This window comes from Pseudomonadota bacterium, assembly GCA_039033415.1.
Classification (GTDB): Bacteria; Pseudomonadota; Gammaproteobacteria; order Xanthomonadales; family SZUA-38; genus JANQOZ01.
Genome location: JBCCCR010000037.1, coordinates 30,493 through 43,004, shown reverse-complemented (window position 1 = coordinate 43,004; position 12,512 = coordinate 30,493). Strand labels below are relative to the sequence as shown.

Genomic DNA, 12,512 nt, shown 5'->3' with positions numbered 1-12,512 from the left:
GGGGCCTGAAGCAGGCCACGCTGAGCGCCCTGGCGCTCGCGGCGGCGGCCCGAACCAACAGATGAAAGGACACGCCTGATGAACATCTTAGAGCAACTGGGGCAGTTACGCTCCTGCGGCGGGAAGACACACACCCGCGGTCTGGAAGACGCGGTCATCGAGCAGTTTTCTCACTCTCATCCCGAGCTGCGACAGGCGGTAGAAGATGCTTTGAGTGTCTGGTGCTGTATCCGCGAGGAGTATCCGGACCTCGTGGATCTGGACGAAATCGAACAGCGCGAAAAGATCCAGGAGGGCGTTGTGAATTTCTACGCCCACGACGCGGTCAATCCATACGTTGCGCTCGCTGCCCGCGGGCCCTGGGTCGTGACCACCAAGGGTGCTGTGATTCACGACTCCGGCGGCTACGGCATGCTTGGGTTTGGACACAACCCGTCGGCGCTGGACGATACGCTGGGTCGCCATCAGGTCATGGCCAACATCATGACCGGCAATTTCGCGCAGCGACGCCTGATGGACGCTCTGCAGCGGGAAATCGGACATGCCCGCGGCGAAGAAAACCCGGTGTTTGAACACTTTCTGTTTCTCAACAGCGGGTCGGAGTCGGTCACCGCTGCCGCTCGCCTGTCGGACGTCAACGCCAAACAGATGACCGATCCGGGCGGCAAGGCGGCGGGCCGCGAGATTCGCATACTGTCGCTCAAGGGCGGATTTCATGGTCGGACGGACCGACCGGCCCAGTTTTCTGATTCATCGCGCAAGAACTATCGGCGGCACCTGGCCAGCTTCCGAGACCGCGACCACCTGATCACCGTCGAACCCAACGATGTCGCCGCGCTACACCAGATCTTTTCCGACGCGGAGGCAAGCGGGGTTTTCATTGAAGCGTTCTTCATGGAACCGGTGATGGGCGAAGGCAACCCCGGTGAAGCGATCACGCCGCAGTTTTACGCCGCCGCCCGCCAGCTCACCGAACAGCACGGCTCGCTGCTGCTGGTGGATTCGATTCAGGCCGGGCTGCGCGCCCACGGCTGTCTGTCGATTGTGGACTATCCCGGCTTTGAAAAACTGCCGGCACCCGACATGGAAACCTATTCCAAGGCCCTCAACGCGGGCCAGTACCCAATGTCGGTTCTCGCGATGAACCATCGAGCCGCTGAGCTCTACCGTGCCGGTATTTACGGCAACACGATGACCGCCAATCCGCGCGCCATGGATATCGCCGCCACCGTCCTGCGGCAGCTGACCCCGGCGCTACGTCAAAACATCCGCGACCGTGGCGCTGAGTTTGTTGCCGCACTCAAGGAACTCGCCGACCGCATGCCTGGGCGGATCACCAAGGTTCAGGGCACCGGGCTGCTGTTCAGCTGCGAGGTCAGCAGCGAGTTTCGGGCCTACGGTGCCAGCAGCCTGGAAGAGTACCTGCGGCTGCACGGGATTGGCGTGATTCACGGCGGTGAGAATTCGCTGCGCTTTACGCCCCACTTCGCGATTGATGGAGAGGAGCTCTCGCTGGTGGTCAACGCCGTGGCGGACGCGCTGGAAAACGGTCCTCGTCGCGAGTTGCCGCTGGCCGAGGCGTTGTAGCCCGCAATCCTGACCGCGCTGGAAGCTAGGACTGGGTCAATCCCAAAACCAGGGCGATCAGGAGGATCGGCGGGATCACAAATCTCAGCATTACGCGCCAAAAGCCAAACAGCACGCCGTCGCCCAGGCCCAGCTCGTCCTGCTTTAGCGAGCGGGGCACCACCCACCCAAAGAACAGCGACGTCAACAAGCCACCGATCAGCAGGAGAATGTTCGCGGCCAGGAAGTCGAGCGTGTCGAAAATCGTTTTGCCCGCAAACACCGGGATGAAGTCCAGCGGGTAGTAGCCCGACCAGCGACCCAGCGACGCAATCGACAGAAATCCCAGCAGCCAGGCTCCACCGGCCACCATCAGCACACCTTTCTGCCGCGAAACGCCCCAGTGCTCATCCACCCAGGAGACGACAGCCTCAGCGCAGCCGATACACGACGAGAGCGCCGCGGCGATCAGCAGCACAAAAAAGATGGCACCGAACACCTGCCCGCCCGGCATCTGCCCAAAGGCGATCGGCAAGGTGGTAAAGATCAGGCCCGGTCCGCCGGAGGGTTCCAGGCCAAACTGAAACACCAGCGGAAAGATGACGAGCCCCGCGATCACCGCGACCCCGGTATCAGCCAACGCCACGGTCACCGCAGAACCGGGAATCGACACCTGCTTCGGCAGGTAAGCACCAAAGGTGATCATCGCCGCCAGCCCGATACCGATGGAAAAGAAGGCCTGACCGATTGCCACCATCAGCGTCTCGAACGTGATTTTGCTGAAGTCCGGTTCGAACATAAATTTCAGCGCCGCCGCGAAATCGCCGGCGACAACGCCGTAGCCCACCATGACTAGCAGCGCCGCAAACAGGGCCGGCATGAGCAGCTTCACCGCCTTTTCGATACCGCCCTGGACACCCCGGCGCACCACAACGACGATGAGGACGTTAACCACCGTATGCCAAAACAGCAGCCGCCCGGGGTTGTTCATCAAGTCTCCAAACATGGCGCCGGACTGCTCGCTGGTTATGCCGCCAAAGGCGCCGCCAACCGATCGCACAAGGTAGTCGAAGGTCCAGCCTGACAAGACGGTGTAATACGACAAAATCGTAAACACGCAGAGTACGCCGAGCGTCCCGACATGACGCCAGGCGGGGCTTGCGCCAGCTTCATAAGCCACCTCACGGAAGCTTCCCGCGGGACTGCTGCGACCGCGTCGGCCGATCGCCAGCTCTGTCATCAACAGCGGAATGCCGATACACACCACGCAGGCGAGATAGACAAACAAAAACGCGCTGCCGCCGTATTCGCCGGTTACGTAAGGGAAGCGCCAGATATTCCCGAGCCCTACAGCAAAACCGATGCTCGCGAGCAGAAACCCGCTCCGCGAGGACCACATCTCCGTTTGTGCGCCGCCTGCTGCCATATTAGTTACTCCTTAGATTGATTTCGCCCGCATCCGTAATGCGTATCGATGGCACCAGTGCACCCGGATCCAACTTAGCGCGAAATTCATAGCGAAAACTGTCGCGCGGCCCGCTCATCAGGTCTGTGAGCAGCCTGATCCCAGCGAGCAGATTCGCGGACGCCGTCAGCGTAACGGCCTCCTGGCCGTAACCCTCTACGACCGGCAGGTTGTTAGCCACGCCCTTGATCAGCTCATGGCCCTCAAGGCGAATCGAATAGGAAACACCCCGCAGCTCGAGGGGCTCTGGGTTTGGGTTGATGACCTGCAGCCCGATTTCAAATTCGGGCAGAGCGCCGCTCCCCGGCAGTGCGCGAAAAGAACTGACTGCCACCGTCGGCCGCTCATAGCCGGGACGAAGTCCGGCGCAGCCGCTGAGAGAAATAGCCAGCAGCAAAACGGCACTCAGCAGCCCGGGTCTTGGCTTCGTACAGCAATGACTCAGCATGGCAACTCCGGAAAGATCACGGTCGCGATTACGCAGTATGTTCAGATTTCTGTCAACGCGGTGCCCGGCGCCTGATGGTGCTGAGCTTTCCGACAGCGACGAATCCGCTACTATCCAGAGCACAACCTTTTGCGCCATCGAAGTTCTCGCGCGTCAATGTCGAAAACTTTGTGCTCTGAGAAAACTTTCTAAGAGGAGAAATTGATGCGAAGCGTAACTCGAACAATTGGTATTGTTGCGGTTGTGCTCCTCGCCTGGGCTAACGCTGCCCCGGCACAAGAGACCAAAACCCCGAAGGCGGTGTTGATCACCGGCGCCACCACCGGCATCGGCAGACTGACCGCTGAGCACCTGGCTAAAGCTGGTTACTTCGTTTACGCCGGGGCGAGGAAGCAAAACGATATCGACGAGCTGAACGAGATTGAGAATATCAAGGCCGTTCGGCTCGACGTCACGATCCAAAGCGACATCGACGCGGCGGTCGAGCTCATCGAAAAAGAAGGCCGTGGACTCTGGGGGCTAGTGAACAACGCCGGCGTCAATGTCGTCGACCCCTTGATCGAAGCAGACTTTAAGGACTTTCAGTTCATTTTTGACGTGAACGTCTTCGGTGTATTTCGGGTGAGCAAAGCTTTTGCGCCCCTGGTGATCGAGTCAAAGGGGCGAATCGTCAACATCAGCTCGATTTCGGGCGTCCTCGCCGGCGGATTCGACGGCTACGGCATGTACGTGGCAAGCAAACACGCCCTGGAAGGACTTACCGATCAGATGGCCTGGGAGCTTGGTCCGTTGGGCGTGGCGGTTAGTTCAATCCTCCCCGGCGGCTTTGCGTCAGACATTGGCAAATCGCGATGCAAACGAATGCTGCAGAACCAGGCGAAAAAAACCTATCGCTACTTTGGCAAGAGCATGGAGAGCTACATCGACAGCTGTAAGCGTCGTATGTCCGGCGAACCCATGAACATCGGGCCCTCGCCAATGCCCGTTGCGCTCGCGATTGAACAGGCGCTGTTTTCCGAGTCACCTCGCGAGCACTATCTTGTTCCCGGTGAGTCGGACGAAGCGCGCATTACCATCGCCAAGTTGCTGGAGGAGATCGCCGGGCTCAACGTGGACGCTGACCACAGCTTAAGCGACGACGAACTGCTCGAGATCTACCGGAATGAGGCCCGCATTGCCCAAGGTAAACAGCCAAGAACGATGCCGGGGTTCTACGACGAACAGCCGTAAGGCCCGGCCAGCGTGAGGGCTCGCCTGAGCCCTCACCGTCGTCGCCTCAAAGCTCAATCGATACTGCTGAGCGCCTGTGGTTCAGCGCTACCAATCACCAGATATTCGCGAAGCGCGTTAACCAGCAGCGAGCCGGTATCCGCGTTGGTGAAGATCGCAAAACCCATATCCTGTTCCGGATAAAGCTCGAACTGGCAGGTGAAATTGCCGTTGTTGCCACCGTGACCATAAGCCAGTCCGTACGGGGTGTTCATCAGGTGGAAGCCCAGCCCATAGCGACTCGGCCACTGCGGCTGCTCCTCGGGATCCAGCGGCACTTCCACCTGGGGCTCCAGCATTTTCTCGTAGCCCTCGGCTGACAGCCCCTTGCGCGCCAGCAGCGAGACCATAAACCCGGAAAACGTTTTGGCTTCGGTGTACATGCTGTGCGCAACGCCGACCTCGCCGGGAAAATCGTGCGGTCCGGTCATGCCCGCCAGATGGCCACGCGACGCCTGACGATGTAGCTCAGGGCGGTCGGAGAAATAGGTATTGCCGGCAAAATCCATCGGCTGCAGCGCCTCTTCCAGCAGCACCTGCTCAAGCGGCTTGCCCGTCAGGTGGGACACCACACGCCCAAGGTATTCAAAGCCCTCGCCCGAGTAGCCGTATTTGATGCCGGGGTAGAACTTGATGTCGATCTTGCCGTCATCGTTGGCCCAGCGCCAGTTGGGAAAACCCGTCTGGTGAGACAGCGCCATACGCCCGGTGATTTTCTGGTATCGCTTGTCGTGCGCGATATCCTCAAACGGCAGATATTCATAGAGCGGCTTATCCAGATCGATCACACCCCGCTCCGCCAGCCGATTCACGGCAAAGGCAAAAACCGCTTTGGTGATTGAGGCTGCCTCAAACAGCGTGTCCTCGAGCACGGGATCGCCACTGTACGCGTTGCGGACGCCGTAACGCTTGTTGAATCGGAGCTCGCCGTCTTTCACCAGGGCGAGCGAAAGACCCGGGACGTCAAAGTGTTTCATCAGCGCCTCGACCGTCTCATCAAGAGCCGCTTCACTGTCTTGGCCGAAGGTAAACAAAGCTCCGCGTTCCGACAGCCGGATTGGTAATTCCATCGTGTTAAGCCCTAGCGTCGGAGCTTTAACTTCGGCCTTACCGGAAACCTCCACCGTGATGGGCTTGCTCGGTCCGACCACCTGCGGAATTTCGTCGTCCTTACGAACCATGCTGCTGGCGCTGGTGATGGTGTACTTCCCGCGTGGCAGGTCCAGCTGATAATTCCCGGTTTCATCAGAGCGCGTCTGCAGCCACAGTTCGGGCTGATCTTCCGAACTCACCTGGACTCTCAGCTTGCTGTCGGCGGGCACCACGCCGCCGGCCGGTGACACCATGCCGATCTTGCCCGACAACGTTGTGAGCTGAGCGTCTGCCGGCAGCAACAGCAGGTCACCGGTGGTGCCGCCCGCCTGGCTTTTCCCGAAGCCCGGGCCCCAGACGTAGAGCGTCGACGGACTGTCTTCGCCGGGCTTGTCGTTGTCAGCAATCAAAAAGTCGAGGCCAACGACCGAGTTAGCCGCCAGGTTTTTGTGAGCGTCGATACGCCACTCATACACCGTCTTGCCCTCATGCCTTTTGACCACCGCTTCCGCTTGATCCCACGTAGCTTTGGCCACGTCTGCGTCCCAGCTTCCCTCGCCGCTGAGCATGTCTCGATGGTCGCCGAGCGCGAGATAGAGGGCCGAAGCAGACCCGTTCTTGGTGTGGTTAAAGTCCAGATAGGCGATGACGCTGTCGTGCGCGGACCAATCAGGGTCCGCATCGGCGGTCACCGAATGTGCGTCGTCTTTCACTTCCACCGCGAAAAACACGCTCCGTCCGCCGGGCACGTAGGCCGCGCGAAAGCGGGCGTCGAAGGCCTCGTTGGCGGGCACCAGATCGCCGTCGCCGGACCGCTGTATGGGATAGGACGGAAGGGATTTCGGCCAGTCGGCCGGATTGCCATCAATCTTGATGCCCGATACCGGGTGGGCGTGGGCGATCTGCCCGTTATCCGCAATGGCGGCTTGAGAAATGACCAGGGAAACCAGGGCGCAGAGGCCGGCTTTGTGCATCGTGTTACTCCAGAAGAAACGACAGGTATTAGGTTTTGACGCCCGCCACCCGCATCGGGTTTACCTGGAAAACTATGACGCGCAGCGAATCAGCGGCCGCGGTTTGACCTACCCCATCGAAGCAGAAAACGGGACGATAAAACCACCAGCAAAATCGCCAGATGGATAAGTGCCGACGTAGGATCAAAAGCGCCGAGCCACCAGTGGAGAAACGTCAGCGCCGCTGCGGGATAAACCCACCAATGAAGCTGCTGCCAGCGGCGCTTGAGGCTGCGCACGGCTCGGTTGTTGCTGGTGAGCGCCAGCGCCAGAAAAATCAGCAGCGCCAGCCAGCCGGTGAACATTGACCACTCCAGCGCCTCGTCCACGATGCGAGACAGCGAGGCCTTCCGGTCGAGATAGACCACGGTGTGAAAGGTGGCATAAGCGAAGCTTGCGACGCCGAGGTTGCGGCGTCTCGCCTTAAGCCAGCGCGAGAGACCTGCACCGGGAAAAAGACGGCTCAGCGGCGTGACCGCCAAGGTCACGATGAGGAGCTGAACCGAAAAATCGCCGGTCAGCTGAATCAGCTGACCGTAGAATATCCACTCCGCAAGATAGCCATAGAGCCACCAGACGCCCGGCGCGGCCAGCGTGCACCACAATACCCAGGGCCGGGTGAAAAGCGACAACTCAGGTGGGTCAATCTAAGGTGACGTACCGCTCGAGTCGGGCGACCTCAGCCTCGTCGACGTACTTGCCGATTTCGCGCCGAAACTCACCCATGTCCGCATAGGGTTGATACTCCTCAAACTCGTGGACCATCTTTCGGCTCATGCCTGGAATTGTTTTGAAGTGATCGTCCGATGACTCGTTGAGATTCATGGGGACAAAGACATACTGCTCGAGCCTGGCGACCTCCGCGTCATCCACGTATTTCCCCATTTCTCGACGGAACTGTTCGATACTGGTGTAGGGGCGATACTCCTCGAACTCGTGGGCCATTTTTCGGCTCATGCCCCCGACCCGCATGATCACCGCGCGGCTGGCGGTGTTGAGGTTCAGGGGCAGAAACATCGCTCCGTAGAGTTCCTCAAGCTGGGCTTCGCTGAGTTCGGCAGCAACCAGTGTGTGCAGGTCGTCGCCACTGAGGAAGGGCCGACCGGCCACAATTTGGTTCGCTAACTCCGCCGACACGTTGGGAAGCGCAGCGAGCTCCGACTCTGAGGCGAGATTGGGGTTGAGGAGTTTTTGGTTGTTGCCGACCTGGGCGATTGCCCCGGCGCTGACCAGGGAAAGCGCGGCGGTGAGCAAACCCGCACGGAGAACAGTCTGGGTGTTCATTAATGGTTCCTTAACATGGGGCAGTGATGTGCTTTGAGACGACGTCATACAGTCGCAATGCCCGTGAGGCAAGCTTCAGCAGTTCAACCACCTCTGTTCGTATCATCCAATAATAACGATAATCATTTGTATTAGCAATTGCGAACGCCAAGAAGGCAATTTACACTCAGTCTTTTTCGCCCTGACGATCCGATCATGACATCCAAAAGCTTATTCCTCGCTCTGCCGCTCACATTTTTAGCCGCCTCCGTATTTGCTAACAGTGCGGAGGAAGAAAACGTTGAACCCATCGACCGACAGTACACCTTTTCCTGGAACTTCGTGGATCAAAGCACCATGGCGCCACGCGGTGGCACCACGAAAGGGCCGGCAGTGACCCTGGACACCGAGTCCTCGGAGGCCTGGGAAAACCTTCAGGCTCCGGGCATCACAAAAAAGGAACGCGATCGCCGGGCCATATTGGCGATGGCGGGTCCTTACCGCACCTCGTTTGATTTCCTCGAGACTGTCGGATATACCGCCGGCTACCAGCCCAAGCGTCCCTATCAGTCCTGGGGTACCGAATACGTTTATGTCGTCGAGGATAAGCCCGAATTTGTGAGCCTCCAGCACATCATCGTGATGTTTTTTGTCGATCAGGAAGGTGCCGTCCAGGGACCCGCCGTCGTCAAGCACTGGCGTCAGGACTGGCAGTACGAGGATCGGGCGCTGCACGTTTACGACGGCCACCAACGTTTTCGAAAAACAACGCTTACGGCCGAGGAAGCGGCCGGCACCTGGTCACAGTCGGTGTATCAGGTTGACGACTCTCCCCGCTATCAGGCTTACGGCCGATGGGAGCACACGCCCAGCTACTCCAGCTGGCTGAGCAGCAAAACCTGGCGCCCCCTGCCCCGTCGCGAATTCAGCGTCCGCGATGATTACCACGTGCTCGAAGGCACTAACCGGCACACCATCACGCGCAACGGCTGGGTCCAGGAAGAAAACAATCTCAAGCTGGTGCTGACCGAAGACGGCTCACCCAACCCGGAGCAACCCTATCTCGCTCGCGAGCAGGGCATGGCACGCTACGAGCGGATCGTCGATCACGACTTCTCGTCGGGCGACGAGTACTGGAAAACGACCGGGCCGTTTTGGGCCGACGTGCGCCAGGTATGGAATGAGTTGTTCGAACAACACGAAAGCTTCCACGTGCCTAAAAAGCTCGATGACCAGTCGCTGTTTATGGTGATGTTTCAGTACGCGGGCGGCATCAGCGCGGATGCTCCCTACGACGCAGAAGCAAGCTTGACCTTCGTCCGCAACACCTTGGCAAAGTGGGTCGACCCGAGCGAAACCGCCAAGCCGGCACAGGCAGCCGCTTATTGAATACGCTTGCTGCGGCGCGGCGCCAGGACGTCACCTACATGATTCGCGGTGAATCGGCCGGTGGGTCAGTGGCCTCCTCTGCCGCCTTCGCAGGCGGCAGGTCAGGATCCCAATCTTTGGCGACAATCCGCCGGCCGTTGTAGGCGGCGGACTCATCGGAGCACAGCCAAAGGGTGGGCGGCACCATAATGTCCGCCGGCAGGAGTCCCGCCGTCCGCCCTTCTTCCCCGCCCGCCCCTTTGCCGGCCTGAAAATCTTTTATGGCCCGAGAACCGATCTCGCCGCCGGGAATGAGTGCGGTGTCAGCCGCTCCCCCAGGCAGCAGCACGTTCGCCGTGAGGCCGCTTCCGTCCAGATCCTTGGCCCACTGAACCGTGGCGGCCTCAAGCCCCGCTTTGGTCGAACCGTACGCGGCGAGCCCCTGCATCACCATGGTCGGCCGGGACGTCGAGATGTTGATGATCCTGCCGAAACCCTGTTCCAGCATGGTTGGCACCGCGGCCTTCGTCATAAAGAAGGCGCCAACCAGGTTGGTCTCAACGATCCGCGCATACGCCTCGGGTGGTGCTGACCAGAATGGCGGCTTTGCGCTGAAATAGTCATCGTTTGCCTCGAGGGGGCCACGTGCCGCGTTATTGATCAGGCCGTCGATCTGGCCGAATGCTCGAACCGCCTCAAACGCGCAGCGCTCGCAGTCCTCGTAGCGGCTGACGTCCGACACGATGCCGCGAAATTCACCCGGGCCCTGCTCTGCCGCTAGCGCCGCGGTTTGATCCAGTTCCGCCTTATTTCGCCCGACCGTTCCCAGCACATTGGCGCCGGACGCCACCAGCCCCAACACCATTAAGCGGCCAATGCCCCGGCCGGCGCCGGTAACAATGACAGTCTTTTCTGAAAGATTAAGATCTTGCATGGGCTTCACCGACCGCGGAGTTGATTTCTCCTATGGTCGCACGTTGCTCGACGACCAAAACTATTCTTGCCGGGACAGCATCGGGCTCATTTCAGGGGTTAAAGGTCAGCGGAAACGCGAAAAATCCCGTTTGCCAGTGTGAATGCCACTCATTATTATCTCGCCAGGCAGTTGTTTTGCACTTGGATGAGAAGCCTACCCCTTATGTCTTCTTGACCGTTTAACTGCCCACTGGTCGTGCCGCCCAGTGTGGCGGGCGGCACGGCCAACCTCACCTTGCTCCGCCGGCCCAGCACGCAGCCCGCTAGGCTCAGCGGTGGGCCAGATTGGGGATTCAAAAGAACCAACCGATGGGTTGGGAGGCCAGCTCAGCTAGCCGGCGTCGGTGGCGACAGAAAGGTCCTTAGCCATCATCTCGCTCATCTTGTATTTCTGGATTTTGCCCGTGACCGTCATGGGAAATTCATCGACAAAACGAACGTATTTCGGAATCTTGAAGTGGGTGATTTGGCCGCGACAGAACGCCTTGATGTCGTCTTCCGCCAGTAGCTCACCTGGGCGAAGCTGAATCCAGGCACAGACTTCTTCTCCCATTTTTGCGTCAGGAATCCCGAAGACCTGGACTTCGGCGATGGCGGGGTGTGTGTAGAGAAACTCCTCAACCTCGCGCGGATAAATGTTCTCGCCGCCTCGAATGATCATGTCTTTGATGCGACCCACAATGCGCAGATAGCCTTCATCGTCCATGACGCCGAGATCACCCGAATGGAGCCAACGGGCGGCATCGATGGTTGCACGCGTCTGCTCTTCGTCGTTCCAGTATCCCAACATCACGGAGTATCCGCGCGTGCAGACCTCACCCTTTTCGCCGATCGGGACCACCCGGCCCAGGTCGTCGACCAGCTTGATTTCAACCCACGGCACTGCCCTGCCAACGGTTTCCACCCGCTTCTCAATCGGGTCATCAGGCAACGTGAGATGGTTCAGCGGGCTCACCTCTGTCTGGCCATAGCCAATCAGAATATGGTTCATGTTCATGTCGGAGATAACCCGGTTCATGACGTCAACCGGGCAAGGGGCACCGGCCATAATGCCGGTCCGTAGCGATGACAAGTCAAACCGGTCAAACTCCGGATGCTCCAGCTCATTCACGAACATCGTGGGCACACCATGCAAACCCGTGCAGCGCTCAATCTGAACGGCCTCGAGCGTCGTTTGCGGGTCGAACGCTTCGTCTGGATAAACGGCGGTTGCACCATGAGCAAAACACGCCAGATTTCCCAGCACCATTCCGAAACAGTGATAGAGCGGCACTGGAATACATAACCGATCCTCCGGTGTAAGCCGCATACCGGCCCCAGTCAGATAGCCGTTGTTGAGAATGTTGCAATGGGTGAGCGTTGCGCCTTTGGGGCTTCCGGTGGTACCGGAGGTGAACTGGATATTGATGGGATCATCGGGTCGAAGGACCTCTTTGAGCCGCTGAATCTCCGAGTGATACTCGTCGTCCTCCTCGCAAAAGATCTCTGGAAAGCGATACATGCCCGGGGTCGCGTCGTCCCCCATACGAATGACACTTCGGAGTTCTGGCAGCTCCTCAGCGTGGAGGTTTCCGGGGTCGCTTGCAGCCAGTTCCGGCAGCAGCTCGTTGAGCATCTCCAGATAGTGACTGCTCTTGAAATGCTCCGCGCTCACAATCGCTTTACAGCCCGATTTGTTCAGCGCGTACCGAAGCTCCGACAGGCGATAGGCCGGGTTCACGCATACCAAGATGGCGCCGATCTTGGCGGTCGCCATCTGCGTCAAAACCCACTCGTGGCTATTGGGGCCCCAGATGCCAACCCGATCCCCCGTCCGAATACCCAGCTTCAGAAAGCCCGCGGCCAGTGCGTTGACGCGGGCATTAAACTCCGCGTAGGTCCAGCGGATTTTCTGGTGGCAAACAACCAGCGCTTCGTTGTCCGGGTGCTGCTCCGCTAAACGATCCAGGTAGTTGCCAATCGTTTCATAGATAATCGGATGGGTCGATGAGCCGCATGCATAGCTTTGAGTTAGTCGCGCCATATCCTCACCTTGCTCTGGCTAAATCGAGAG

The 12,512-nt window shown here is 59.2% G+C and carries 10 protein-coding genes; 3 read left to right on the top strand and 7 right to left on the bottom strand.

Features of this window, described 5'->3' with window-relative positions; genetic code table 11:
• Positions 1-78 precede the first annotated feature (78 nt).
• Positions 79-1,587, top strand: a complete 1,509-nt coding sequence (locus AAF358_23690) for an aminotransferase class III-fold pyridoxal phosphate-dependent enzyme (protein ID MEM7708579.1) — start codon at positions 79-81, stop codon at positions 1,585-1,587.
• A gap of 25 nt (positions 1,588-1,612) precedes the next feature.
• Here AAF358_23690 and AAF358_23685 read toward each other — a convergent pair whose 3' ends face one another.
• Together AAF358_23685 and AAF358_23680 are read right to left on the bottom strand one after the other, a co-directional pair.
• The gene (locus tag AAF358_23685; GenBank protein MEM7708578.1) at positions 1,613-2,992 is read right to left on the bottom strand and encodes a sodium-dependent transporter; all 1,380 of its coding nucleotides are present in this window, start codon (positions 2,990-2,992) and stop codon (positions 1,613-1,615) included.
• Between the two features lies 1 nt (position 2,993).
• Positions 2,994-3,479 (bottom strand): LEA type 2 family protein, encoded by a 486-nt coding sequence (locus AAF358_23680; GenBank protein ID MEM7708577.1) that lies wholly within the window; start codon positions 3,477-3,479, stop codon positions 2,994-2,996.
• 204 nt (positions 3,480-3,683) lie between these two features.
• Here AAF358_23680 and AAF358_23675 point away from each other — a divergent pair, with 204 nt between their 5' ends.
• On the top strand, positions 3,684-4,709 hold the full coding sequence (locus AAF358_23675; protein MEM7708576.1) for an SDR family NAD(P)-dependent oxidoreductase: 1,026 nt from the start codon (positions 3,684-3,686) through the stop codon (positions 4,707-4,709).
• Positions 4,710-4,762: 53 nt separating this feature from the next.
• Here AAF358_23675 and AAF358_23670 read toward each other — a convergent pair whose 3' ends face one another.
• The 3 genes from AAF358_23670 to AAF358_23660 form a co-directional block, all read right to left on the bottom strand.
• Complete coding sequence (locus tag AAF358_23670; GenBank protein MEM7708575.1) at positions 4,763-6,814, bottom strand: serine hydrolase; 2,052 nt, start codon at positions 6,812-6,814, stop codon at positions 4,763-4,765.
• 89 nt (positions 6,815-6,903) lie between these two features.
• The gene (locus AAF358_23665; GenBank protein ID MEM7708574.1) at positions 6,904-7,485 is read right to left on the bottom strand and encodes a ferric reductase-like transmembrane domain-containing protein; all 582 of its coding nucleotides are present in this window, start codon (positions 7,483-7,485) and stop codon (positions 6,904-6,906) included.
• Between the two features lie 10 nt (positions 7,486-7,495).
• Complete coding sequence (locus AAF358_23660) at positions 7,496-8,137, bottom strand: hypothetical protein (GenBank protein MEM7708573.1); 642 nt, start codon at positions 8,135-8,137, stop codon at positions 7,496-7,498.
• A gap of 195 nt (positions 8,138-8,332) precedes the next feature.
• Between AAF358_23660 and AAF358_23655 the strand changes: the two genes are divergently transcribed.
• On the top strand, positions 8,333-9,505 hold the full coding sequence (locus AAF358_23655) for a DUF6607 family protein (GenBank protein ID MEM7708572.1): 1,173 nt from the start codon (positions 8,333-8,335) through the stop codon (positions 9,503-9,505).
• Positions 9,506-9,539: 34 nt separating this feature from the next.
• Here AAF358_23655 and AAF358_23650 read toward each other — a convergent pair whose 3' ends face one another.
• The gene (locus AAF358_23650; GenBank protein MEM7708571.1) at positions 9,540-10,418 is read right to left on the bottom strand and encodes an SDR family oxidoreductase; all 879 of its coding nucleotides are present in this window, start codon (positions 10,416-10,418) and stop codon (positions 9,540-9,542) included.
• A gap of 372 nt (positions 10,419-10,790) precedes the next feature.
• Positions 10,791-12,482: an AMP-binding protein gene (locus tag AAF358_23645; GenBank protein ID MEM7708570.1), complete on the bottom strand. Its 1,692-nt coding sequence runs from the start codon at positions 12,480-12,482 to the stop codon at positions 10,791-10,793.
• Positions 12,483-12,512: the final 30 nt, after the last annotated feature.